Source organism: Thioclava sp. F36-6, assembly GCF_002020305.1.
Taxonomy (GTDB): Bacteria; Pseudomonadota; Alphaproteobacteria; order Rhodobacterales; family Rhodobacteraceae; genus Thioclava; species Thioclava sediminum.
The window spans coordinates 1073026-1095289 of the sequence record NZ_MPZX01000001.1; the positions used below are offsets into that span (position 1 = coordinate 1073026).

General features: G+C 63.8%; 23 protein-coding genes. 13 read left to right on the top strand and 10 right to left on the bottom strand.

The genetic code is table 11. From position 1 onward, the window contains the following. Window positions 1-133: 133 nt before the first annotated feature. A complete protein-coding gene (locus tag BMI88_RS04900; RefSeq protein ID WP_078546522.1) occupies window positions 134-1051 on the top strand; it encodes an alpha/beta fold hydrolase in 918 nt (305 codons plus the stop codon). 34 nt (window positions 1052-1085) lie between these two features. Then, window positions 1086-1775 carry a glutathione S-transferase N-terminal domain-containing protein gene (locus BMI88_RS04905; RefSeq protein ID WP_078546524.1) on the top strand — a complete coding sequence of 230 codons (690 nt, stop codon included), beginning with the start codon at window positions 1086-1088 and terminating at the stop codon, window positions 1773-1775. 70 nt (window positions 1776-1845) lie between these two features. On the opposite strand, the gene BMI88_RS04910 is transcribed toward BMI88_RS04905, so the two are convergent. Further along, entirely contained in the window at window positions 1846-2268 is a 423-nt protein-coding gene (locus tag BMI88_RS04910; protein WP_078519483.1) for an OsmC family protein, read from the bottom strand. A gap of 60 nt (window positions 2269-2328) precedes the next feature. After that, entirely contained in the window at window positions 2329-3540 is a 1212-nt protein-coding gene (locus BMI88_RS04915) for a deoxyguanosinetriphosphate triphosphohydrolase (protein ID WP_075774417.1), read from the bottom strand. Window positions 3541-3633: 93 nt separating this feature from the next. Here BMI88_RS04915 and BMI88_RS04920 point away from each other — a divergent pair, with 93 nt between their 5' ends. Continuing rightward, on the top strand, window positions 3634-3963 hold the full coding sequence (locus BMI88_RS04920) for an iron-sulfur cluster assembly accessory protein (protein ID WP_078519481.1): 330 nt from the start codon (window positions 3634-3636) through the stop codon (window positions 3961-3963). 88 nt (window positions 3964-4051) lie between these two features. Here BMI88_RS04920 and BMI88_RS04925 read toward each other — a convergent pair whose 3' ends face one another. From BMI88_RS04925 to BMI88_RS04945, 5 genes are all read right to left on the bottom strand, one after another. After that, the gene (locus BMI88_RS04925; RefSeq protein WP_078519480.1) at window positions 4052-4768 is read right to left on the bottom strand and encodes a lipo-like protein; all 717 of its coding nucleotides are present in this window, start codon (window positions 4766-4768) and stop codon (window positions 4052-4054) included. 98 nt (window positions 4769-4866) lie between these two features. Then, the gene (locus tag BMI88_RS04930; protein WP_078546526.1) at window positions 4867-5334 is read right to left on the bottom strand and encodes a DUF6869 domain-containing protein; all 468 of its coding nucleotides are present in this window, start codon (window positions 5332-5334) and stop codon (window positions 4867-4869) included. An 11-nt stretch (window positions 5335-5345) separates the two neighbouring features. Beyond that, window positions 5346-6068 carry a hypothetical protein gene (locus BMI88_RS19460; protein WP_143594959.1) on the bottom strand — a complete coding sequence of 241 codons (723 nt, stop codon included), beginning with the start codon at window positions 6066-6068 and terminating at the stop codon, window positions 5346-5348. Between the two features lie 5 nt (window positions 6069-6073). Beyond that, window positions 6074-7669 carry a peptide chain release factor 3 gene (locus BMI88_RS04940; RefSeq protein WP_078519478.1) on the bottom strand — a complete coding sequence of 532 codons (1596 nt, stop codon included), beginning with the start codon at window positions 7667-7669 and terminating at the stop codon, window positions 6074-6076. Between the two features lie 90 nt (window positions 7670-7759). Next, window positions 7760-9061 carry an Nramp family divalent metal transporter gene (locus tag BMI88_RS04945; protein WP_078546530.1) on the bottom strand — a complete coding sequence of 434 codons (1302 nt, stop codon included), beginning with the start codon at window positions 9059-9061 and terminating at the stop codon, window positions 7760-7762. Window positions 9062-9263: 202 nt separating this feature from the next. On the opposite strand from BMI88_RS04945, the gene mntR reads away from it, so the two are divergent. Beyond that, complete coding sequence (gene mntR, locus BMI88_RS04950; RefSeq protein ID WP_078519476.1) at window positions 9264-9689, top strand: manganese-binding transcriptional regulator MntR; 426 nt, start codon at window positions 9264-9266, stop codon at window positions 9687-9689. On the opposite strand, the gene rlmJ is transcribed toward mntR, so the two are convergent. Both rlmJ and BMI88_RS04960 read right to left on the bottom strand, forming a co-directional pair. Next, complete coding sequence (gene rlmJ, locus BMI88_RS04955; RefSeq protein WP_078546532.1) at window positions 9672-10454, bottom strand: 23S rRNA (adenine(2030)-N(6))-methyltransferase RlmJ; 783 nt, start codon at window positions 10452-10454, stop codon at window positions 9672-9674. The two genes, mntR and rlmJ, sit on opposite strands and share 18 nt — an antisense overlap. Window positions 10455-11139: 685 nt before the next feature. Beyond that, window positions 11140-11343, bottom strand: coding sequence for a DUF1127 domain-containing protein (locus BMI88_RS04960; RefSeq protein ID WP_078519474.1), 204 nt, complete (start codon window positions 11341-11343; stop codon window positions 11140-11142). A 339-nt stretch (window positions 11344-11682) separates the two neighbouring features. Here BMI88_RS04960 and BMI88_RS04965 point away from each other — a divergent pair, with 339 nt between their 5' ends. Then, window positions 11683-12771, top strand: a complete 1089-nt coding sequence (locus tag BMI88_RS04965; protein ID WP_078546534.1) for an Mrp/NBP35 family ATP-binding protein — start codon at window positions 11683-11685, stop codon at window positions 12769-12771. 355 nt (window positions 12772-13126) lie between these two features. On the opposite strand, the gene BMI88_RS19465 is transcribed toward BMI88_RS04965, so the two are convergent. Continuing rightward, the gene (locus tag BMI88_RS19465; RefSeq protein ID WP_146673473.1) at window positions 13127-13444 is read right to left on the bottom strand and encodes a hypothetical protein; all 318 of its coding nucleotides are present in this window, start codon (window positions 13442-13444) and stop codon (window positions 13127-13129) included. A gap of 49 nt (window positions 13445-13493) precedes the next feature. On the opposite strand from BMI88_RS19465, the gene mraZ reads away from it, so the two are divergent. From mraZ to BMI88_RS05005, 8 genes are all read left to right on the top strand, one after another. Next, entirely contained in the window at window positions 13494-13979 is a 486-nt protein-coding gene (gene mraZ, locus BMI88_RS04970) for a division/cell wall cluster transcriptional repressor MraZ (RefSeq protein ID WP_078520010.1), read from the top strand. Between the two features lie 3 nt (window positions 13980-13982). Further along, on the top strand, window positions 13983-14990 hold the full coding sequence (gene rsmH, locus BMI88_RS04975; protein WP_078546536.1) for a 16S rRNA (cytosine(1402)-N(4))-methyltransferase RsmH: 1008 nt from the start codon (window positions 13983-13985) through the stop codon (window positions 14988-14990). Beyond that, the gene (locus BMI88_RS04980; RefSeq protein WP_078519471.1) at window positions 14987-15364 is read left to right on the top strand and encodes a cell division protein FtsL; all 378 of its coding nucleotides are present in this window, start codon (window positions 14987-14989) and stop codon (window positions 15362-15364) included. The genes rsmH and BMI88_RS04980 overlap by 4 nt, the downstream gene beginning before the upstream one ends. Then, complete coding sequence (locus BMI88_RS04985; RefSeq protein ID WP_246831822.1) at window positions 15364-17178, top strand: penicillin-binding protein 2; 1815 nt, start codon at window positions 15364-15366, stop codon at window positions 17176-17178. The genes BMI88_RS04980 and BMI88_RS04985 overlap by 1 nt, the downstream gene beginning before the upstream one ends. 135 nt (window positions 17179-17313) lie before the next feature. After that, window positions 17314-18795, top strand: a complete 1482-nt coding sequence (locus BMI88_RS04990; RefSeq protein ID WP_078546540.1) for a UDP-N-acetylmuramoyl-L-alanyl-D-glutamate--2,6-diaminopimelate ligase — start codon at window positions 17314-17316, stop codon at window positions 18793-18795. Beyond that, window positions 18795-20243 carry a UDP-N-acetylmuramoyl-tripeptide--D-alanyl-D-alanine ligase gene (gene murF / locus BMI88_RS04995; protein ID WP_078546542.1) on the top strand — a complete coding sequence of 483 codons (1449 nt, stop codon included), beginning with the start codon at window positions 18795-18797 and terminating at the stop codon, window positions 20241-20243. The genes BMI88_RS04990 and murF overlap by 1 nt, the downstream gene beginning before the upstream one ends. Then, window positions 20243-21325 carry a phospho-N-acetylmuramoyl-pentapeptide-transferase gene (gene mraY / locus BMI88_RS05000; protein ID WP_078519467.1) on the top strand — a complete coding sequence of 361 codons (1083 nt, stop codon included), beginning with the start codon at window positions 20243-20245 and terminating at the stop codon, window positions 21323-21325. The genes murF and mraY overlap by 1 nt, the downstream gene beginning before the upstream one ends. A gap of 191 nt (window positions 21326-21516) precedes the next feature. Beyond that, entirely contained in the window at window positions 21517-22107 is a 591-nt protein-coding gene (locus BMI88_RS05005) for a hypothetical protein (protein WP_078546544.1), read from the top strand. The last annotated feature ends 157 nt before the right edge of the window (window positions 22108-22264 follow it).

A 22264-nucleotide genomic window follows, 5' to 3' on the forward strand; every position in this document is an offset into this window, starting at 1 on the left:
CGATGTCACGATCGCACAAAACGAATGCGTACCGTCGCTGCAGGCTCACGCGAGGGCACGGGAACTTTCCGACGAAAAGCCGCGTTCGGATTAGAACAACAACCCGCGCCTGCGCTCCTCCCCCGAGGCCCAAATGCCGCTTCTCAAGGTCCATGCCAGCTCAGAGCTGCCCGCCGATGTCATCGCTCAGGCGCGCGCCCTGCCGGAGGGTGCCCCGGTCGTGGTGATGATCCACGGCTATGGCTATGCGGCGGGCGTCGAGGGGCGCGATCCCTATCAGCATATCTTCGCGATGGAGCCGAGCTTCAATCTGCACACCGCGATCAGCTGGCCGCGCGCGCTCGGCTTTGACGGCAGCAATCCGGGCGAAGGGCTGGGCATCGCGTTTAGCTGGCAATCGACGGGGCGGCTGACTCGGATCTACGACATGGCCGAGATTGTCGCACAGCGCCTTGCCCGCCTGATCGGTGCGCTTCATGCCGCGACTGGGCGTCCGGTGGGCATCATCGGCCATTCGATGGGCGCGCGGGTCGCGCTGCGGGCACTGCGCCATGCCCATGCAGGGCAAGTGGCGCGGATGGTGCTGCTGGCCGCCGCCGAATTCCAGAGCCGCGCCGAGGAGGCGATGGCGAGCCCTGCGGGACGCAGCTGCGAGGTACTCAACGTCACCAGCCGCGACAATGACCTGTTCGATTTCCTGTTCGAGTGGGGCGTCGCGGGCGGTCGCGAGCGGTCTTTGGGAAATGGCCTGTCGCAGCCGATGCGCAACTGGCTCGATCTGCAGATCGACGCGCCCGAGGTGATCGAGGTTCTCGAAGATCTCGGCTATCCCGTCGCCCCGCCCGCGAAACGCGTCTGCCATTTCGCCTGCTACATGCGCGAGGGGCTGTTCGATCTTTACCGTCAAGTGCTGCGCCAGCCCGACCGGCTGCCGCTTCCCTTTCTCGCCGAAGCACTACCTAAGGCGCAAGACCCCCGCTGGTCGCGCCTGTTTGCGCGTCCGCGCACACCGGGTTTCGCCTTGCCCTCGTTCCAGCGTGCGGCAAAGTAGAGCGGAACCTGCCGCCTAACCTGACGGAGACCCCATGATCGATCTTTATTATTGGCCCACGCCGAACGGCTGGAAAATCTCTATCGCGCTCGAAGAGATGGGCCTGCCCTACGAGACCCACCTGGTGAATATCGGCAAGGGCGAGCAATTCGAGCCGGAGTTCCTGAAAATCTCGCCCAACAACCGGATGCCCGCGATCATCGACCGCGACGGCCCGGATGGCGAACCCGTCTCGATCTTCGAGAGCGGCGCGATCCTGCAATATCTCGCCCGCAAGACCGGCCAGTTCTACGGCGAGACCGAGCGCGACCGGATCGCGGTCGACGAATGGCTGTTCTGGCAGGTCGGCGGGCTCGGCCCGATGGCCGGTCAGGCGCACCACTTCCTGAAATACGCGCCCAAGCTCGAGCCGTCGCAGGACCTTCCTTATGCGAAGGATCGCTACCGGGCTGAAACCGGTCGTCTTTATGGCGTCATGGACCGCCGTCTGGCCGAGACCCGCTACCTCGCGGGCGATTTCTACTCGATCGCGGATATGGCGTCCTGGGGGTGGGCTTCGCTCTGGGAAGGGCAGGAGCAGACGCTCGACGACAAGCCGAACCTGAAGCGCTGGCTCGACGAAGTCGGCGACCGCCCGGGCGTCAAAGCGGGCCGGGCCCTGTCTGCCGATGAGCGCAGCGATAATTCGAGCCGCGAAGCGCAGAAGCATCTCTTCAAGCGCTGAACGCGAGACCCAAGACATGAAAAAGGGCGCCTCACCGGGCGCCCTTTTGCTTTGATACATCAAAACCGGATCAGTTGATCGTCAGGTCCAGCGTGATCTCGCAGTTCAGAAGTTTCGAGATTGGGCAGCCTTCCTTGGCGCCCTCGGCCGCCTTGCGGATGGCCTCTTCGTCGCCAGTACCCTTCACGGTCGAGGTCAGCGCGGATTTCTTCACCGCGAAGCCGTCGCCTTCCTTGTCGAGCGAGATTTCCGCCTTGGTGTCGATCACGACGTCCGAGACGCCTGCCTGCTCGAGCTGAAGCGACAGCGCCATCGAGAAGCAGGACGCGTGAGCCGCGCCGATCAATTCCTCGGGATTCGAACCGGGCTCATCCTCGAACCGGGTGTTAAAACCGTAGGGCTGCGACTTCAGCGCGCCGCTCTCGGTCGAAATCGTGCCTTTGCCGCCCTTGATGGTGCCTTCCCAATGGGCCGATGCGTGCTTGCGGATCATGAATCCCTCCTATGCGTTGCATTCGCGGAGACAACGAGACGGAACGCCAGTTGTTCCGCTTCAGCGCCCGCGCCCCACCAGCCTATCATATTCCTGAATGGCGAAACGGTCCGTCATCCCGGCCACGTAATCGAGCACGACTCGTGCCAGCGCCTGCTTCGATTCGGGCCGCGTGCAGTCGCCGCCAAGGATGCGCGCGCGGGAGACTTCCTCCTGCCACTCCTCGGGCAGAAGCTCCGGGCGTTCCATGAACAGCGGGAACAGCGCGTTGATCATTTCGGTCACGCGCTTGCGCTCCACCACCACGGAGGGCGCGCGATACATACGCTCGAACAGGAATTGCTTGAGCACCTTGAGGCTTTGATAGAGCGGCTTCGAGAAGCGGATGATCGGCCCGTCCATCTGGCGGATATCATCGACCGATTGAGGCCCGAGCGAGGTCAGCCGGTTCTCGGCCACCGCGATCACGTCTTCGACCATCACGCCGAAGACCCGGCGCAGCGCCTCGTGCTGGCGGCGCGTGCGGTCGAGACCGGGATGCAGCTTGTCCACCTCGGCGAAACAGGCTCCGATCACCGGCAATTCGCAGAGGTCATCCTCGTCGAAGAGCCCCGCACGCAGGCCGTCATGCAGATCGTGGTGGTTATAGGCCACGTCATCGGCCACCGCCGCCACCTGCGCCTCGGCGCTGGCATTGGTCTCCAGCTCCAGATCCCAGGCCGCATCGACCTCGGCCAGCGCATAGGGCAACTCCTCGCGGCTCGGGAAGCTGTGCGAGCCGCCCTTGTCGGAAATCGCAGGTCCGTTGTGCTTGGCGATACCTTCCAGCGTCTCCCATGTCAGGTTCAGCCCGTCGAAGCCCGCGTAATGCTTCTCCAGCTTGGTCACGATCCGCAGCGCCTGCGCATTGTGATCGAAGCCCCCATAGGGCTTCATCAGCTCGGCCAGCGCATCTTCGCCAGTATGCCCGAAGGGCGGATGGCCCAGATCATGCGCCAGCGCCACCGCCTCGGCCAGATCGGTGTTCAGCCCCAGCGTCCCCGCGATGGTGCGCGCCACCTGCGCCACTTCGATCGTATGGGTCAGGCGCGTGCGGTAATAATCGCCCTCATGTTCGACGAAGACCTGCGTCTTGTGCTTGAGCCGTCGGAAGGCCGAGGAATGGATAATCCGGTCCCTATCGCGCTGGAACGGCGAGCGGAAAGTGGACATGCTTTCGGGGTGAAGCCGCCCGCGGCTCTCGCCGGGCTGGCAGGCATAGGGCTTGAGCACTGGTAAAACCTCGTCTTGTCGGCACGCTTCGGCCCTCCTATATCTCGGATGTGACGGAAATACAGGCCCCGTGGGGTCAGGAAGGCCAATCCGATGCAACTCCCTCCGAAAGTGACCGAACGCGCCTTTGCGCGTCTGGCGGAAATCAATGAAGGTCGCGAGGCGCCGCAGGCGCTGCGGGTGGCCGTCGAGGGCGGCGGCTGTTCCGGTTTTCAGTATGATATCAAGCTCGAAGAGACGCCTGCGGGCGACGACATCGTGCTTGAAGGCGCAGGCCAGAAGGTGCTGATCGACCCGGTCTCGCTGCCCTTCCTCGAGAACGCTACGATCGACTTCACCGAAGAACTGATCGGCGCGCGCTTCGTGATCGAGAACCCGAACGCGTCGAGTTCCTGCGGCTGCGGCGTCTCCTTCGCGATGTAACGATGCAGGCGATGCGCCTTTTCTGAAAGGCGCATCCTCGCTTCCTCTTGGTATAAATATCCCCGCCGGAGGCTCCCTTCCTCCGGCGTCACTCCTCCAGTGGCAATTTGCGAAAATCGAACCCGTCTTCCAGCGTCGGCTTGATCACGTCGAAATAGGGCGAAAGATCGAAATCGCGCGGTGTGAACAGCGACGAGTGCCGGATATGCAGGATCTCGCCCTGACTGTCGGCGCTGCCCATCTCGATATCAGGCAGGATCGGGTAATGGACCGAATGAAACGCCTCGGCGATCACGGTCGAGCAAATCGCCCGCGTCGGGTCGCCTGATCCCAAAGCCAGCATCCGCCGCCGAAACCGATGCGGCACGGGCGGGCGCGGCAGAAGATACCGCACGAGGTCGATCACGTTCTTCAGATCATACTGCCGCCCGACCGCGCTCTGCATGTAGTCGATCACTTCTTCCAGCCGATCATGCCCAAGCCCCACGGGGCGGCAGATGCGGGTGTTGAGATGCGCATAGGCCGCAAGCCCCGCGATCCGCACGCCCGCCTCCAGATCGGCCTCGATCAGCTCGCCGCCGGGCGGGCCGCCCGAATAGAAGGCCGCGTGGGACCATGTGGAATGGGTGAGATATTTGATCGCCGCCGAGATCCGCCGGTCGCCCTCGACCAGAAGCACGTCGCCCGGACGCAGCGTGGCGCGCAGCGCGCGGGTCGGGATCACGCCGAAGGGCTGGTAAAAACGGGTCTGCTTTTGCAGAAACCGCGCCATTCTCTTGCCGGACATCCGAGACAGCTGCGCCATGATCTCCTCCTTGCTCAGAGGTAGGTCCGGCGCGCGCAACCGCACAGCTCAGGCGCAGAGATGTGATTTTCGTTAATTGGTGCGCGATGCGCCTGCGCTTATTTCGGCGGCAGCGGACCGCCCATATCGAGCCCGGTATCCATCGCCGCCGCGCGCGCCTTCTCGATCCGCGCCCAAAGGGTGGGGTCTTCCTCGCCCTGCGGCCAGACCCCCGTCAGCGCAAAGCGGAAGCGCGCGGAATGGCGCGCCTCGCGCTCGATCCGCTCGATGAACTCCGCGCCATGTTCCGCCACCAGATCTTCCAGCGGCCCGGCGGCGAGCATCACCACCTGCCAGATCGTCGTGGCCCCGGTCAGCGCCTTGCGGATGAAGTTCCAGAGCACCTCGGGATATTCGCGCAGCTCGAACACACAGAGCACCGACCACGGGAACTTCTCGCCCTCGGGCTCCTCGGCATTGTCGGCCAGCCACAGATCGACCAGCGCCTCGACCGTGCGCACGTCTTCCGGCGCGCTGGCCTCGTTGCACAGGATCGAAACGAGTTCGGGGGGAAGGGGGGTGGTCATGTCGCGCGCTCCTAAACGGGGATCCATTCGAGTTTTCCCGGCAATCGCTTAACCAGCTTGTCAAGCGCGCCGATCAAACGGGGTTGGTATTCAGCGGGCGCGCCAAGGAGGAACAACAGATTTGGGGCCAATCTTGCGCGAAGAACCGGAAGTTTTCCATCTTCAACGAATCTCTCCGACCGGCGGTCGCGCAGATCGCTTGCACGTTGGATCGGATTGCACTGCCGAGCAAATTGGATGGATACGGTGATCTTGGCCCGAGCACGATAATCGTCAATTTCCTCGTGCAAAGCGTATTTGGGAGATGTCTTCCGACGCATGGATTTCACTTCGAACCCGTTGTCTGGGTCGACGAAAACAACCTGGCATGGTTCCAGCTTCAACAATGCTTCCTGATGCCACCGCCGTCTGGCGCCGGGTTCAGCGGGAACAAAATCGTTGTGGAATATTGTATCTTCAGGAACGATTTGCGCGCTTTCCGCCTCGTTGAGGCTTCGAGCTTCAGGAAGCCGGAACCTCTCAAGTTTTTCCAGAAGATCGGCGTCACAGCGTCTCCAAATCGGCTGATTGAAATGGTGCCGTTTTTCACCATCGGCATTTCCGATTTCGTCAACGCTATGAGGATCGGTTAGATACCAGTTCAGACCAAGCGGACCTCCGAACTCTGCGTGCAAACTACGCAGGATAGCGTATTTGACAAAGTCGTGACTGTCTCCGAGGTATCGTTCCTGCATAGCGTTTACTGCATCATTTCCTTGGTCGCCGACAGCGTCACGCCCTCATAGTCGCGCTCGACCCGGTCGATGTCCCATTGCAGGCGGGTCAGGAACACCACGTCGCCGTCGTGATCATAGGAGATGTGCTGTTTGTTGGCGTTGACCAGCTTCTCGACCGCAGCTTTGTCGCCCAACACCCAACGGGCCGAGGTGAATTGCGAGGCTTCGAAGCGCACGGGGATGCCGTATTCCTGCTCGATCCGGCTGGCCAGCACCTCGAATTGCAGCGCGCCGACGACGCCCACGATGAAGCCCGAGCCGATCGCGGGCTTGAACACTTTCGCAGCGCCCTCTTCGGCGAATTGCATCAGCGCCTTCTCCAGATGCTTGCCCTTCATCGGATCGGTCGCGCGCACCGACTGCAGCAGTTCCGGCGCAAAGCTCGGGATGCCGGTGAAGCGCAGCGCCTCGCCCTCGGTCAGCGCATCGCCGATGCGCAGTTGGCCGTGGTTCGGAATACCGATGATATCGCCGCCCCAGGCCTCTTCCGCCAGTTCGCGGTCGGCGGCAAGGAACAGAACCGGGTTCGACACGGCCATCTGCTTTTTCGAGCGCACATGCAGCAGCTTTTGTCCGCGGGTGAAATGACCCGAGACGAGGCGTACGAAGGCCACGCGGTCGCGGTGCTTGGGGTCCATGTTCGCTTGCACCTTGAAGACGAAACCCGCGACTTTCTTCTCCTCGGGGGCCACATCGCGCTCAGCGGATTTGAAGACCTCCGGCTCGGGGCCGAATTCGCCGATCCCGTCCATCAGTTCCTTAACGCCGAAGCTATTGATCGCCGAGCCGAACCAGATCGGCGTCAGGTGTCCCTCGAGGAAGCTCTGGCGATCGAAAGCGGGCAGCAACTCGCGCGCCATCTCGACTTCCTCTTTCAGCTTTTCGAGCTGGTCGGCGGGCACATGCTCGGCCAGTTTCGGGTCGTCCAACCCGCTGATCTTGATCGATTCCGCCACCTTGTTGCGATCGGCGCGATCCATCAGCTCCAGCCGGTCGTGCAGCATGTCGTAGCAGCCGAGGAAATCGCGGCCCATCCCGATCGGCCAGCTGGCAGGCGCCACGTCGATCGCGAGGTTTTCCTGAATTTCGTCGATGATCTCGAACGTATCCCGGCTCTCGCGGTCCATCTTGTTACAGAAGGTCAAGATCGGCAGGTCGCGCAGACGGCAGACCTCGAAAAGCTTCCGGGTCTGACTTTCCACGCCCTTCGCGCCGTCGATCACCATGATCGCCGCATCGACCGCCGTCAGCGTCCGGTAGGTATCTTCCGAGAAATCCGAGTGGCCGGGCGTGTCGACGAGGTTGTAGCGGAAGTCGCGATACTCGAAGGACATGGCCGAGGCCGATACCGAAATCCCGCGATCCTGTTCCATCTTCATGAAGTCCGAACGCGTCCGTCGCGCCTCGCCCTTGGCACGCACCTGTCCCGCCATCTGAATGGCGCCGCCGAAAAGCAGGAACTTCTCGGTCAAGGTGGTCTTGCCCGCATCCGGGTGCGAGATGATCGCGAAGGTGCGGCGACGGGCGATTTCGGGCGGGAGCGCGGGACGGTTCATCATGCGCGCTCGTTTAGCCTGCCCGCGCGCGCCTTGCAATCGCGGCGATGGGGGGCGCAGCGATGGGGGCTCCGGCCCCTCGCACCTTGAACCTTAGCTTACCAGACCCGGCACCGGCAGCCCGGCCGATTGCCAGAGCAGCACGAAATTCAGCCCCAGCACCATGAGCGCGCCCAGCACCGCGAGCCACAGAAGCGGCCCGCGCAGGGCGAATTTGCCCATGATGTCGCTGCGCCGTGCGAAGATCAGCAGTGCGACCATCGGGACGGGCAGGGCGATCGACAGCACCACCTGACTCATCACCAGCGCGTCGGTCGTGTTCACCCCCAGCCACACGACGACGAAGGCAGGCGCCATCGTGATGACCCGGCGCAGCCAGACCGGGATGCGACGGCGGATGAAGCCTTGCATGATCATCTGCCCCGCCATCGTGCCGACGACCGACGAGGAAACCCCCGAGGCAATCAGCGAGGTCAGGAAGGCTGCCGCCGCGAACCCGCCCAAGAGCGGCGTCAGCGTGTGATAGGCGGTCTCGATCTCGGCCACTTCGGAATGGCCGCTATGGAAGGCGGAAGCCGCCATGATCACCATCGCCATATTGACCATCCCCGCAATCGCGAGCGCGATGATCACCTCGCGGTTGGAGAACTTCACCAGCCGCGCCTTTTGCACCGGATCACGCGTCAGGGCGCGGTTCTGCGTCAGGCCGGAATGGAGGAAAATCGCATGCGGCATCACGGTCGCACCGATGATGCCCACCGAGATCGTCAGCGCCGTCGCATCTGGCATCGAGGGCGCGAACATCCCCGCCACGGCCCCGGACCAGTCGACCGGCGCCACGAACATCTCGGCGAGGTAGCACGCCCCGATGAGCGCCACGAGCGCACCGATCACGATCTCCATCGGGCGGAAACCGCCGCGCTCGAACATCAAGATTGCATAGGTGACGACGGCGGTGACTCCCATCCCCCAGATCAGCGGCCAGCCGAACAGGAGCGAAAGCCCCAACGCGCCGCCCAGAAACTCCGCCAGATCGGTGGCCATCGCCGCGATCTCCGAGACGATCCACATCGCGATCGTCACGGGTTTCGAGAAATTCTCGCGCGAGAGTTCCGCGAGGTTCTTGCCGGTGACGATGCCCACGCGCGCCGAGATCGCCTGAAACAGCATCGCGATCAGGTTCGCCCCCAGCACGACCCACAAGAGCGCATAGCCATAGCCCGCGCCCGCCTGAATGTTCGTCGCGTAATTGCCCGGGTCCATATAGGCGACCGAGGCGATGACGGCCGGCCCGAAGAACAACAGATACCCGCCGCGCCGGTTGCCCGACAGCACGGCCTCCATCGCCGTGCGGGTGCGGCTCGTCATGTTTTCCTTGCGGGTCAGTTCAGTCATGGGGCCCTCGTTTATGCTGCTTCTGCGAAATGTAGCCTTGGCTACAAGATTCGCAAGTGGCTAATTTTCGTTGACAGCACAACAGGCGCCGCGCGAAGCTTTGCTTGGCATATCGGGCGTGACGGGTTATCCGGTCCGCTCCGGAAATGGCGCCCGACAGGCCCCCGACTGGTACCGAGACCACGACCGTCAAGGCAGGCGAATGACTGACACCGATCCCTCCCAGATCAAGGGGTTCAACCGGGCCAGAGAGCGTGCGGCGCGCGCGCTCTTGGAAGACTATGTCGAGATGATCGCCGATCTGACGGCGGAATTCGGCGAGGCGCGGATTACCGAGATCGCGGCGCGACTCGGGGTGGCCCATCCGACCGCGACGAAAGCCGTGGCGCGGCTCAAACGCGAAGGGCTGGCCGTGTCGCGGCCCTATCGCGGGGTGTTCCTGACGGAGACGGGGGAGGCGCTGGCCGATCAGGTGCGCGAACGCCACCGGACCGTCGTGGCGCTGTTGCGCGCCGTGGGCGTGCCGGAAGAGGTCGCGGAGATCGACGCCGAAGGGATCGAGCACCATGTCTCGTCGCGCACGCTGGAGGCGTTCGAGGCTTTCCTTGCGTCAAAGGCTGGCAAATAGCTCCGACAACCGCTCGGCCTCGCCCGCAAGACCCCAGGGCGGGTTCACGATGAACATCCCAGAGCCGATCATGCCGTGTCCTTCACGCGCGGGCGGAAAGCGCACCTCATGGCTCAGCGCATCGGGGAAATCGCGGCGCAGAGTGCGCACCATTGCCTCCTGCGCGCCCGAGGCCAGCATCGGATACCAAAGCGCGATGATGCCGACGTTCCATTTCTTCGCGATATGGCCGATCAGCTTCGGCATCGCCGTGTAATCGGCCTTCTCCTCGAAGCTCGGATCGATCAGCATCATCCCACGGCGCGGGGTGGGGGGCGTCAGCGCCAGCGCCATTTCGCGCCCGTCGGCCTTGTGCAGGACCGCGCCGCTTCGCCGCGTGGCGCTGCGCAGGGCGGAAAACTCCTGCGGGTGCAATTCACATAGCTGAATCGTGTCCATCGGGCGCAAGAGCGCCTGTGCCACCAGTGGCGAGCCCGGATACGCTTGCGCCCCGTGTTGCGCCCGCACAGCGGCCAGCGCGCGCATATAAGGGTGATCAGGGGCGAACCAGCCCAAGGCTTCCACCCGCGTAATTCCGGCCGCTGCCTCTCCCGTTTTCGCCGCCTCCGCCCCGTCGAGCGCATAAAGCCCGCGCCCGGCATGGGTTTCGAGATAGCTCAGCGGCTTGTCCTTGCGCGTCAGGTAATCGAGCGCAGACGCAAGCAGCGCGTGCTTATGCACATCGGCCAGATTTCCGGCGTGATAGGCGTGTTGGTAAGACAGCATCGGTTCGGTCTCCTTGCGCCCTTCCTGCCGTTCACTGCGCGCGAGGGCAATGCCGTTCTTCTTGGCAGAAATATCCCAGGGGCACGCGAAGCGTGCGGGGCGGAGCCCCTCCGACAGATCAGCTTGGGAAAGAGTAAAAGAAAACGGCGGCGCCCAGGGAGGAGGAGGGGCGCCGCCGTCTCTTTTCTGCCGTCAGGTCTCAGGGAGGAGGAGAGAGACCCTTCGGCACTGTCGACACCGCTTCAGGGAGGAGGAGGAAGCGGCGTCACACCCTCGGGTCCAGGGAGGAGGAGAGGACCCTCGGTATTTTGTGGCGGCACTCTCAGGGAGGAGGAGGAGAGTGCCGCCGAAACGATCGGCCCAGGGAGGAGGAGAGGGCCTTTCGTATCAGTTTGGGCCTGTCGGCCCGGATATCAAGTGCTGCACTGCAGCATGCGACAGCCTGTCGCAGCTTTCCGCCGGTGGTAGGCGGCGACCTCAGGGAGGAGGAGAGAGGTCGCCGCCTGCTCGGCGCGGATCTCTCAGGGAGGAGGAGAGAGAGATCCGGGCAGCTCGGATCCGGCATCGCGGCGTCGCGCCGCTTGGGGCCGGTATGTTTGGTGTGGCGGCGCTCTCAGGGAGGAGGAGAGAGAGCGCCGCCGCAGTCCTGAGCCCCAGGGAGGAGGAGAGGGGCTCGGGAAGCGAATTACTTGCCGTATGCGGCCTCGTAGGCCACGCGGGTGATCATCGAACTGTGCAGCCCGAGGTCGTTCAGCTCGCGGCTGTTGAGCGAGCGCAGTTCGTTGAGCGTCTGGCGATACACCTTGCGGCGGGCCAGGGCTTCGGTCAGTTTCGATTTCAGCGCGGCGAAGCCGCCTTCGTTCAGTTGGATGTCTTGTACGAGTGCCATCGTTTTAGCCTCATCTATCTACTTGCGAGGGCCGCTGCCGGTTCCAGCTTGTCGGCCCGAATTCGTTACTTCGTGTTCCGTCGTTGGGCTAAAGATGGCGCTAATGCTGCGACTGCACAATGCCGGGAAGCCTCATTGCCGCCATGCAGAAAATGCATGAATGATTCTGACCCATTTTCGAGACGCAGACGCAAGATATGTGCGCTTGCCTTGGGGCGTTTGGGGGATTCCTGACCATTTGGGCAGTTCCCGACTTGAACTGCGCGGCAAAAACGCCACAGTTCCGGCCAAATCACGAGCAGTCGGGCCGATGACGGACCCGGGAATGGAGGAATCTGCATGGCTCTGAGCAAGGAAACGGTTCTTGCGACGTTGCAATCGGTAGAAGTGCCGGGCGGCGGGACCGCGATCAGCCGCGATCTCGTGCGCGCGCTTGCGGTGCAAGACGGCGTGGTGCGCTTCGTGCTCGAAGGCGCGCCGCAGCCCGAACTGGAAGCGATGCGCCCCACGCTGGAAGCGGCGATCAAGGCGCTTCCCGAGGTGACGAGCGTGACGGTGGTCGTGCCCGCGGGCGCGCCGCGCGGTCTTGGCGGCACCGCTCAGCAATCGCAACAGCGCGGCCCCGCGATCGGCGGCCATCCCAAGCCCCAGCAAGGCCCGCAAAAAGTGCCGGGCGTGAAGAAGATCATCGCTGTCGGGTCCGGCAAGGGTGGCGTGGGCAAATCCACCGTCGCGTCGAACCTCGCTGTGGCGCTGACTCGCGCGGGCAAGAAGGTCGGTCTGCTCGATGCGGATATCTATGGTCCCTCGCTGCCGCGCATGATGGGTGCGAGCAAGCGGCCGGCCTCGCCGGACGGCCAGACGATCCTGCCGCTGCAGGCGCATGGCGTCACGCTGATGTCGGTCGGCCTCATGCTCAAAGAGAGCGAGGCGGTTATCTGGCGCGGCCCGATGCTGATGGGAGCGATGCAGCAGATGCTGTTCCAGGTGAAATGGGACGAATACGGCCCGCTCGACGTGCTTTTGATCGATCTGCCGCCGGGGACAGGGGATGTGCAGCTCACGCTTTGCCAGAAAACCGAGCTGGACGGGGCGATCATCGTCTCGACCCCCCAGGACGTCGCGCTGCTCGATGCGAAGAAGGCGATCGACATGTTCCAGCGGCTGAAAACCCCGATCCACGGGCTCGTCGAGAACATGTCTTCTTATGTCTGTCCCAATTGCGGTAACGAGGCGCATCTCTTCGGGCATGGCGGGGTCGCTGCGGAAGCCAAGGCGCTCGGGCTGCCCTTCCTCGGTGCGCTGCCGGTCGATCTGGATGTGCGGCTCGCCGGCGATGCGGGCACCCCGGTTGCGGCGGGCGAGGGGCCGGCGGCTGAGGGCTATGCCGCTCTTGCGCAGGGGCTGGTCGACCGCGATCTGATCTGACCTCGGGACCAAGGTCACATTTGGAAAGGCGCCCGATCCGGGCGCCTTTTTTCTGGTCACAGGGGCGTTATGGGAAATCATGGCACCTTTCATGGAACTTCACGGGAGCGTAGAAGGCATGTGAGCGGAGATTCGCCGTGATACTGGGCGGAATCACGCGCGCTTCACGCGTCCTCGCGCAAAATCACCCTGTGGTGAACGCTGAAATCAGTGGTGTCGCGGGTTCAAATTGCGGCTCAAAAACCACAGGTTCCGCATTGGGTGAAATTTTTTGGGATTTTACGGGAAGCTCTGACGGCCCCGGTTTTTCTACCATATATAGTAAATTACCGCGAGAACTGCGCTATCTGTGGTCTTATTTCGGCACAACACCTGGTAATGGAGTCTCTTCGCGAACAACATGTGCCCAGTATTCGGCAACTTTTTTCTTGCGTGCCATGAATTCCCATGGCATCCCTAATTCATCGGAAGCGAAGACAAATAGAGGCACTAAGACCTCACGGCGAAATGCAGGTTTCATACAGGCCATCGCTTCACGAAAACAAAGAGATCCGGCGCGCGAGCGAGCAGATATCCCCATCCCCCCAGGTGGCGCGTGCAGTCGGACATACCCAGTAATGGGAACGAGGGCGGCGGATTGGGCAGTGGCAGCAGCCCAATCCGCTGTTTTCATTTCGGGCCCCGCCCGGCGGGACAGGTGATAGGAGCGCGCTTTGGCGGGCATGTTCATAGGCGAATACACCTTCAAGGTGGACAGTAAGGGTCGCGTGTCGATCCCCGCACTGTTTCGTCGTGAGCTGGAAGAGGGCGACCCCGAGCGCCCGAACAAAGATCGCCCCCGCATGGTCATCGTCTACGGCGCCGACACCCAGAAAATGCTCCAGATCTACACGCAGGCCGCCTTCGAGGCGCTGGCCGCCGATATCGCGGCGCTGCCGCGCGGCTCGAAGCAGCGCACGATCCTGCAGCGGATGGTTTTGTCCAAATCGCACCCGACCGAAGTCGATCCCGATGGTCGCCTGGTTCTCCCGGCGGCTTTGCGCACGAAGATCGGTCTCGACAAGGAAGCCTATTTCTCCGGCGTGGGGGAGACTTTCGAGATCTGGAACCCCGAGACCTTCGCCGCTGCCGATGAAGCCAATATCGATCAGTGGATCGAGGAGCAGGGCGAAGATTTCGACCCGCTCAGCCTATTGTCGCAGGGGTGAGCCATGACGGATCGGGACGCCCTGCCAGACGCCCCCCACGTCCCGGTATTGCTGCGGCCGCTCCTTCGGGCGGTCGCGCCTGTCTCTGGGACCTGGCTTGACGGAACCTTCGGCGCGGGCGGCTATGCGCGCGGATTGCTGGAGGCGGGCGCCGACAAGGTAATCGGCGTCGATCGCGACCCGGCGGTGTTCGAGATGGCCGAAGCGTGGCGCGGCGAGTATGGCGACCGGTTGGAACTGGTCGAAGGCACCTTCTCCGAACTCGATACCTATAGCGACGAATTGCTCGATGGGGTGGTGCTGGATCTCGGCGTTTCTTCCATGCAGCTCGATCAGGCGGATCGCGGCTTTTCCTTCATGCGCGACGGGCCGCTCGACATGCGGATGTCGCAGGAAGGGCCCTCGGCGGCCGATCTTGTGAACGAGACGGACGAGGCCGAACTCGCGGATATCCTGTACCAATATGGCGAAGAGCGCGCCTCGCGCCGGATCGCCAAGGCTATTGTCGAAGCACGCAAGACCCAGCCTTTCGAGACCACGCAGCAGCTGGTCAAAGTGATCGAGCGCTGTCTGCCGCGCCCGAAACCGGGGCAGAGCCATCCCGCCACGCGTAGCTTCCAGGGGCTGCGCATCGCGGTGAACGATGAATTCGGCCAGCTCATCGAGGGGCTGGAAGCCGCCGAGCGCGCGCTGAAACCCGGCGGGCTTTTGGCCGTGGTCAGCTTCCATTCCCTCGAAGACCGGGTGGTGAAGCGCTTCTTTGCGGCGCGCTCGTCGACGGGCGGGGGCGGTTCGCGCCACGCACCGGTTCAGCAAACCCTTGATCCCGCTTTTGAGATTACCGTGAAGGGCGACGGGCCCGACGAAGAGGAACTGGCGGAAAACCCGCGCGCACGTTCGGCCCGGCTTCGGGTGGGACGGCGCACCGAGGCGCCCGCCGGCAAGGCCGATCGCACGCAATTGGGACTTCCGAAGCTCGTCACCGGGGAAAAGAAGGGGAAACGCCGTTGAGACTGCTTGCCTATCTTGCCGCCTCCGCCTGTGTCCTCGCGCTCGCCTTCTGGGCCTATCACGTCAACTACGACACGCAGGACCGGATCGACGAGCTGCGCGACCTCAACCGCGAAATCGCCTCGCTCAACGAGGGGCTGTCCGTGCTCAACGCCGAATGGGCCTATCTCAACCGCCCGCAGCGCCTGCGCGAACTGGTCAATCTCAACTTCACCTCGCTGCGTCTCCTGCCGATGACGCCCGAGCAGTTCGGGACCGTGGCGCAGATCGCCTATCCGACGCCGCAGGCTGATGATGCCGACGCGTCGAACGCCGATTTGTCCGGCCTGTCCGACCCGATCGAGGTCAAGGCCGATCCTGAGGGAGGGAACTGATGCGCACGCCCCTTCGTCCGCTTGCCCGTATTCTCGACGCCCGCGAAAAAGGCGAAAACCCCGACGCGATCGAACGCGAGAACCGCCGTCTGCGCGGCGAGGCCACCCGCGACAAAGCGCGTCAAAGCGCCGAAGGCCGCCTGCTGGTCATGTCGGTGATCTTCCTCGCGGCCTTCCTGACGGTGGGGCTGCGCATGGGCTCCTTCGCCGCCGCGCGCCCCGAAGAGCCGCAGACCGATTCCACGACCGAGCAGATCCACGCCCAACGCGCCGACATCGTCGACCGCAAGGGCAGGGTGCTCGCGACCAACCTGCTGACCCACTCGCTCTATGCGCAGCCGCCGATGATGATCGACCCGCTGGGCACCGTGGACAAGCTGGTGAAGATCTTCCCCGATCTCGACCGCGACCGGCTGAAGAAGGATTTCACCGGTCATCGCAAATTCGTCTGGATCAAGCGCCGCATCAGCCCCGAGCAGATGCAGGCGGTCCATGATATCGGCGATCCCGGCCTTCTGTTTGGTCCGCGCGAGATGCGGCTTTATCCCAACGGCCATCTCGCCTCGCATATTCTTGGCGGCGCGCGCTACGGCACGGAGGGCGTGAACTCGGCCGAGATCCTCGGCGTGGCCGGGATCGAGAAGGAATATGACAAGTGGCTGCGCGATCCGGCCAATGGTGGGCAGCCGCTGAAGCTCTCGCTGGACCTGACCGTGCAGTCCGCGCTCGAAGACGTGCTCTCGGGCGGCATGAAGCTGATGAATGCCAAGGGCGCGACGGCGGTGCTGATGAAGGTTCAGACCGGCGAGATCGTCGCCATGGCGAGTCTGCCCGATTTCGACCCCAACGACCGCCCTGCGCCGCTTCTGAAAGGCGATCCCTCCGACAGCCCGCTGTTCAACCGCGCGGTTCAGGGGATGTATGAGCTGGGCTCCACCTTCAAGATTTTCGCTGTGTCTCAGGCGATGCAGGACGGTCTGGTCACACCCGAGACGATGATCGACACCAAGGGCCCGCTGCGCTGGGGCAAGTTCCGCATCCACGATTTCCACAATTACGGCAAGCAGTTGTCGGTCACGGATGTGATCGTGCACAGCTCGAATATCGGCACTGCGCGGATCGTCCAGAAGATCGGCCCCGAGAAGCAGCGCGAATTCCTCGGCAAGCTGGGCCTTCTGGAGCCCTCGCCGGTGGAGCTGATCGAGGCGCCGACGGGCCGCCCGATTCTGCCGAAGAACTGGTCGGAGCTTTCTGCGATGACCATCGGCTACGGCCACGGTCTTTCCGACAGCCCGCTGCAGCTCGCAACGGCCTATGCGACGATCGCCAATGACGGGCGGCGCGTGCTGCCGACGCTGATCGCCAACGGCGGTCCGCGCAAGCCGCATAAGCAGGAATTCGGGGCCCCCGAAGGCGCGCAGGTCGTGTCTCCGGCGGTGGCCCGCAAGGCGCTGGCGATGATGCGCGCCGTGGTGACGCGCGGTACGGCGAGCTACGGCAATGTCGCGGGCTATCAGGTCGCGGGCAAGACCGGCACCGCCGACAAGCCCGATCCGCAGGGCGGCTATTACGACAAGAAGGTGATCTCGACCTTCGCGGGCGTCTTCCCGGTGACCAATCCCGAATATGTGCTGGTTCTCACGCTGGACGAGCCGACGGACACCTCCGGCGACACGCCGCGTCGCACCGCAGGCTGGACCGCCGTGCCGGTCGCGGCCGAGACGATCCGCCGTGTCGCGCCGCTTCTGGGCCTGCGCCCCGAACCGACCACGCCCGACACGCTCGACGGCATCAGCCTCGTCAAGAAAGACTGACCTTTTCCGGGCTGTCAGCGGGTCTCGCGCCACGCGCATGAACTCGCGCAAAGAGACCGGGGGCAGGGCCTGTCGCCTTGACCTCGCAGACGCGCCGCCGGATAAGTGCGGCAAGCTGAATGAAGGACGGATACGATGGCTGCGGGCACCAAAATGCTGAGCGAATTGGGGCTGACGCCGCTGCAAGGCGCAGACTGCGCGATCTCGGGGCTGTCGGTCGACAGTCGGCAGGTCAAGCCGGGCCATCTTTTTGCGGCTCTGCCGGGCACGCAGATCCACGGGGCCGAGTTTATCCCTTACGCATTGCGCATGGGGGCGGCCGCCGTTCTGACCGATCGCGCGGGCGAGAAGGCCGCGCGCGAGGCGCTTGAAGGCACCGACACCGCCATCGTCATCACGCAAGACCCGCGTCAGGCGCTGGCCTTCGCGGCGGCGCTGTGGTTCGAGCGCCAGCCCGAGACCCTGATCGCGGTGACCGGCACCAACGGCAAGACCTCGGTGGCCACCTTCACCCGCCAGATCTGGCAGCTCATGGGGTTCGAGGCCGCGAATATCGGCACGACCGGCGTGGAAGGCAGCTATTCCGCCCCGTCGCCGCATACTACGCCCGAGCCGATCACCTTGCATCGCTTGCTCTCGGATATGGCGGCCGTCGGCGTGACCCATGCCGCGATGGAGGCCTCGTCCCACGGGCTGGCGCAGCGCCGGCTGGATGGCGTGACGCTCTCGGCGGCCGCGTTTACGAATTTCACGCAAGATCACCTCGATTATCATGCGAGCTTCGAGGAGTATTTTGCCGCCAAGGCCGGGCTCTTCACCCGCGTTCTGCCCGAAGACGGGGCGGCGGTGATCAATCTCGACGATCCCAAGGGCGAGGAACTGGCGCGCTACATCACCGCGCGCGGTCAGGAACTGATCGGCATCGGCCATACCGAGCAATGCGAAATGCAGATCCTTGGCCAGCGATTTGACGCGACCGGGCAGGATGTGCGCTTCTCGTGGGAAGGCTGGACGCAGATGACCCGCCTGCCGCTGATCGGCGGGTTCCAGGCGATGAACGTGCTCACGGCGGCGGCGCTCGCCATCGCCTGTGGTGCCGACCCCGAGGACGTCTTCGCGACGCTGCCGAAGCTCTCCACCGTGCGCGGGCGGATGCAACTCGCCGCCACCCGCGACAATGGCGCGACGGTTTTCGTCGACTACGCCCATACGCCCGACGCGGTGCAGACCGCGCTCAAGGCGCTGCGCCCGCATGTGATGGGCCGCCTGATCGCCATCGTCGGCGCGGGCGGCGATCGTGACGCGACCAAGCGCCCGCTGATGGGGCAGGCCGCCGCCGAGAACGCCGATATCGTCATCGTCACCGACGACAACCCGCGCTCGGAAGATCCCGCGACGATCCGGGCCGCCGTGTTGGAAGGCGCGCCCAAGGCGATGGAAGTGGGCGACCGTGCCGAGGCGATCCTGCGCGGCGTCGATCTGCTGCAGCCGGGCGATGCGCTCTTGGTGATGGGCAAAGGCCACGAGAGCGGTCAGATCATCGGCTCTGACACCTATCCGTTCGACGATGCCGAGCAGGCCTCGGTCGCCGTCGCCGCGCTGGACGGAAAAATCTGATGGCCGTTCTCTGGACCTCGAGCGACGCGGCCGCCGCGACCGGTGGCGAAGCCACGCAACCCTTCGCAGCGACCGGGATTTCCATCGACACCCGGACGATCCACCCCGGCGATCTTTTCGTGGCGCTCAAGGATGTGCGCGACGGCCATGACTTCGTGCGTCAGGCCCTCGACAAGGGCGCAGCGGCAGCGTTGGTCAGCCGCATCCCCGAGGGCTGCACGAAGGACGATCCGCTGCTGATCGTGGATGACGTCCTCGCAGGCCTGGAGGCTTTGGGCCGGGCAGGGCGCGCGAGGGCGCGGGCCCGCGTGCTCGCCGTGACCGGTTCCGTCGGCAAGACGTCGAGCAAAGAGATGCTGCGCGCCGTCCTCTCCGCCCAAGGCACGGTTCACGCCGCCGAGGCGAGCTTCAACAATCACTGGGGCGTCCCGATCACGCTGGCGCGCCTGCCGCAGGATGCCGATTTTGCCGTGATCGAGATAGGCATGAGCAACCCGGGCGAGATCGCGCCACTGGCGAAAATGGCGCAGCCCCATGCTGCGATGATCACCACCGTCGCGCCGGCCCATCTGGCCGCTTTCGACAGCATCGAGGGCATCGCGCATGAGAAAGCATCGATCTTCGAGGGGCTCATCGACGGCGGCATCGCGATCGTGCCGTCCGGTCTTGAGGTTTCCGACATTCTGCGCAAGGCCGCCCAGCAGGCCGGAACCATGGTCAGCTTCGGTCCCGAGCCGGGCTCGGATTACCGTCTGATCGACGCCCGCATCGCGGGCGACGCGACCGTGGTTCAGGCCGATCACCATGGCACGCAGATCCTGTTCAAGGTGATGACCCCGGGGCGGCATTTCGCGAATAACGCGCTCGGCGTGCTGGCCCTGGCCGAAGCCGCGGGCTGCGATCCGACCATCGCCGCGATGGATCTGGGCAACTGGCAGCCCCCCGCCGGGCGCGGCCAGCGCGAGCGGGTCTATATGGATGTGGTGGACGAGGCCGAGAGCTTCGATCTCTTCGACGACGCGTTCAACGCGAACCCGGCCTCGATGTCGGCAGCTCTCGAGGTTCTGGCAGGCGCCAAGCCGCGCGACGGGGTGGGGCGCACCGCGAAAGGGCGCCGCATCGCGATCCTCGGCGACATGCTGGAGCTGGGCGACGACGAGGCGGCGCTGCACGCGGCCATTGCCGATCACCCCGCCATGGCGAAGATCGACCTCGTGCATCTCGCGGGACCGCGCATGGCGGCGCTGCGCGAAGCGCTTCCGCGCGCCAAACGCGGCGAATGGTATGAAAAGGCGGACAAGCTGGCAGAGCGCGCCCGCCACCTGATCGACCCCGGCGACGTCGTTCTGGTCAAAGGATCCAAAGGCTCCAAGGTGAGCGTCGTCGTGAGCGTATTGAAAAAACTCGGCCAGCCCGGCGCGGCCGAGGCCCATAAGGGAAAAGACTAATGTTGTATTGGCTGACTGACCTCTCGGATGGCGGGGGCGTCTTCAACCTGTTCCGCTACATCACCTTCCGCGCGGGCGGGGCCTTCTTCACGGCGCTTCTGGTGGGGTTCATCTTCGGCCCCTGGCTGATCGGCATCCTGCGCCGCACGCAAGGCAAGGGGCAGCCGATCCGCGACGACGGGCCGGAGGGGCATATCTCCAAGGCCGGGACGCCCACCATGGGCGGCATCCTGATCCTGACGGCATTGCTGGTGTCGACGCTTCTCTGGGCGCGGCTCGACAACGGCTATATCTGGGTCGTGCTGATGGTCACCTATGGCTATGCCGCGATCGGGTTCGCCGATGACTACGCCAAGGTGTCGAAGCAAAACACCAAAGGCGTCAGCAGCAAGGCGCGGCTTGCGCTCGGTTTCCTGCTCGCGCTTCTCGCGTCTTTGCTGACGTGGTATCTGCACCCGTCCGATCTGGAAGGGCGGCTGTCGATCCCGTTCTTCAAGGATCTCGTGCTGAACCTCGGCTATTTCTACATTCCCTTCGCGATGATCGTGATCGTCGGCGCGGCCAATGCGGTGAACCTCACCGACGGGCTCGACGGGCTCGCGATCATGCCGGTGATGATCGCCGCGGGCACGCTGGGCGCCATCGCCTATGTCGTGGGCCGCACCGACTTCACCGAATATCTGGGCGTGCAATTCGTGCCCGGCTCCGGCGAGCTGGTGATCTTCACCGCGGCGCTGATGGGCGGCGGTCTGGGCTTCCTGTGGTATAACGCCCCGCCGGCTGCGGTGTTCATGGGCGACACGGGCAGCCTCGCGCTTGGCGGCGCGATCGGCGCCATTGCGGTCTGCACCCAGCACGAGATTGTCCTCGGCATCGTCGGCGGCCTCTTCGTGGTCGAGGCGCTGTCGGTGATCATCCAGGTCGCGTATTTCAAGCGCACCGGGAAACGGGTGTTCCTGATGGCTCCGATCCACCACCATTTCGAAAAGAAGGGCTGGTCGGAGCCCCAGATCGTCATCCGCTTCTGGATCATCTCGCTGATCCTCGCGCTGATCGGTCTGGCGACGCTGAAAATCCGCTGAGAATTCCTTCCCGTATACCTCTTATTTAGCGCGTATGCGGGTGCGCGCGAAGTCGCAGAAGGGCGTCGTGGTTCCACCGCGGCGCCCTTGGTTTACGTCAACTTTATTTGAGCGAACCAAAGCGAAATCCACTGGTTGTCTCCCCGAACCGCGACGCGAGACGTCGTAAAAGTTTTAACGAGGAGAACCCGATGACCCGCAAGTTCAACATTATTCTGTCGACGACCGCTCTCGCTGCCACGCTCTCGCTTGGCACCATCGCAAGCGCCGCAGATGGCGTTACTCAGGGCGGCTCGTCCGAGAACGGCCAGTATGGCTTGGTCGACTACAAGATGCAGATCGTTCCGAATGACCAGAACTCCGACGGCACCGCACCCGCGGTCAACGTCACCTCGGGCGGTGATGTCAACAACACCGCTGGCGTCGCAGACGAAAAGGTCGGCGCTGCCATGACCGACCAGACCTCGAATGGCGAAGAGTCGATTCCCGCCGAGAACCAGCTGAACAAAGATGCTGGCATCGTCGGCAACAAGGTCCAGACCGGCGTTAACGATGCAGTCGTGTCCTCGGACGGCGCTGCAATCGGTACGATCGAGAAAGTCATGAACATGGGCGACAGCGACGAAGTCTATGTCCGCACCGACGACACGCTCGACACGACCGTTTCGATGTTCAAGATCACCGTTCCGGCCTCGGAAGTCGGCTCGGGCAAGCTGACGCTGAATGCGAGCCTGTCGGACATTCTCTCGACGCTCGAAAAGCAGCAAGACCAGAAGTCGTAATCTAACGATCTTCGCTTGAAGACCCTTTGCGGCGCGCACGGTTCCTCCCCTCCGTGCGCGCCGTTTTTGCATGTCCGGCGACTTGCGCGCTGCGTTCCCCCTTTCCCCTTCGTATTGGTTCAAATATCCCGGGGGTACGGGGGCTGGCCCCCGCGAT

What these genes read in the sequence shown, in the direction of transcription:
- BMI88_RS04900 (WP_078546522.1), top strand. Translation starts at nt 134, where the DNA reads ATGCCGCTTCTCAAGGTCCATGCCAGCTCAGAGCTGCCCGCCGATGTC.
- BMI88_RS04905 (WP_078546524.1), top strand. Translation starts at nt 1,086, where the DNA reads ATGATCGATCTTTATTATTGGCCCACGCCGAACGGCTGGAAAATCTCT.
- BMI88_RS04910 (WP_078519483.1), bottom strand. Translation starts at nt 2,268, where the DNA reads ATGATCCGCAAGCACGCATCGGCCCATTGGGAAGGCACCATCAAGGGC.
- BMI88_RS04920 (WP_078519481.1), top strand. Translation starts at nt 3,634, where the DNA reads ATGCAACTCCCTCCGAAAGTGACCGAACGCGCCTTTGCGCGTCTGGCG.
- BMI88_RS04925 (WP_078519480.1), bottom strand. Translation starts at nt 4,768, where the DNA reads ATGGCGCAGCTGTCTCGGATGTCCGGCAAGAGAATGGCGCGGTTTCTG.
- BMI88_RS04930 (WP_078546526.1), bottom strand. Translation starts at nt 5,334, where the DNA reads ATGACCACCCCCCTTCCCCCCGAACTCGTTTCGATCCTGTGCAACGAG.
- BMI88_RS19460 (WP_143594959.1), bottom strand. Translation starts at nt 6,068, where the DNA reads ATGCAGGAACGATACCTCGGAGACAGTCACGACTTTGTCAAATACGCT.
- BMI88_RS04940 (WP_078519478.1), bottom strand. Translation starts at nt 7,669, where the DNA reads ATGATGAACCGTCCCGCGCTCCCGCCCGAAATCGCCCGTCGCCGCACC.
- BMI88_RS04945 (WP_078546530.1), bottom strand. Translation starts at nt 9,061, where the DNA reads ATGACTGAACTGACCCGCAAGGAAAACATGACGAGCCGCACCCGCACG.
- mntR (WP_078519476.1), top strand. Translation starts at nt 9,264, where the DNA reads ATGACTGACACCGATCCCTCCCAGATCAAGGGGTTCAACCGGGCCAGA.
- rlmJ (WP_078546532.1), bottom strand. Translation starts at nt 10,454, where the DNA reads ATGCTGTCTTACCAACACGCCTATCACGCCGGAAATCTGGCCGATGTG.
- BMI88_RS04960 (WP_078519474.1), bottom strand. Translation starts at nt 11,343, where the DNA reads ATGGCACTCGTACAAGACATCCAACTGAACGAAGGCGGCTTCGCCGCG.
- BMI88_RS04965 (WP_078546534.1), top strand. Translation starts at nt 11,683, where the DNA reads ATGGCTCTGAGCAAGGAAACGGTTCTTGCGACGTTGCAATCGGTAGAA.
- BMI88_RS19465 (WP_146673473.1), bottom strand. Translation starts at nt 13,444, where the DNA reads ATGAAAACAGCGGATTGGGCTGCTGCCACTGCCCAATCCGCCGCCCTC.
- mraZ (WP_078520010.1), top strand. Translation starts at nt 13,494, where the DNA reads ATGTTCATAGGCGAATACACCTTCAAGGTGGACAGTAAGGGTCGCGTG.
- rsmH (WP_078546536.1), top strand. Translation starts at nt 13,983, where the DNA reads ATGACGGATCGGGACGCCCTGCCAGACGCCCCCCACGTCCCGGTATTG.
- BMI88_RS04985 (WP_246831822.1), top strand. Translation starts at nt 15,364, where the DNA reads ATGCGCACGCCCCTTCGTCCGCTTGCCCGTATTCTCGACGCCCGCGAA.
- BMI88_RS04990 (WP_078546540.1), top strand. Translation starts at nt 17,314, where the DNA reads ATGGCTGCGGGCACCAAAATGCTGAGCGAATTGGGGCTGACGCCGCTG.
- murF (WP_078546542.1), top strand. Translation starts at nt 18,795, where the DNA reads ATGGCCGTTCTCTGGACCTCGAGCGACGCGGCCGCCGCGACCGGTGGC.
- mraY (WP_078519467.1), top strand. Translation starts at nt 20,243, where the DNA reads ATGTTGTATTGGCTGACTGACCTCTCGGATGGCGGGGGCGTCTTCAAC.
- BMI88_RS05005 (WP_078546544.1), top strand. Translation starts at nt 21,517, where the DNA reads ATGACCCGCAAGTTCAACATTATTCTGTCGACGACCGCTCTCGCTGCC.